Source organism: Klebsiella sp. K47, from assembly GCF_051858335.1.
GTDB lineage: Bacteria > Pseudomonadota > Gammaproteobacteria > Enterobacterales > Enterobacteriaceae > Klebsiella > Klebsiella pneumoniae.
The window spans coordinates 1-309 of sequence record NZ_JBPYUI010000121.1 but is presented as its reverse complement, the minus strand read 5'-3'; the positions used below and the strand labels follow the sequence as shown (position 1 = coordinate 309).

General features: G+C 59.5%; 1 protein-coding gene. It reads left to right on the top strand.

The window, feature by feature from the left end:
* On the top strand, positions 1-309 hold a 309-nt coding region (locus RRF55_RS27365; RefSeq protein WP_281157800.1), incomplete at both ends, for a contractile injection system protein, VgrG/Pvc8 family.

The following is a 309-nucleotide window of genomic DNA, read 5'->3' as shown; positions in this document are numbered from 1 at the left end:
CGGGAAGCGCTGACGCCGCAGGACAGCACGGAAAGTATCAGCAGTCAGGAAGGGAGCACCGCCGGTGAAATTTACCACTACGCGGAGCCGTTCCTGACAGCAGGTGACGCGGAAAGTACAGAGTCCGGGGCGTATTTCGCCCGTCTGCGACACGAACGCATTCTGAACGCGCAATATCACGTCACCGGGCATTCCTCCAGCCCTCATCTGGCGCCGGGTCAGGTTCTGGAAACGGACGGCTCGTTACCCGATGCCGTTAAGGAAGGTATCGTCATCACCACGGTACGCACCAGCGGTTCACGCAAAAGT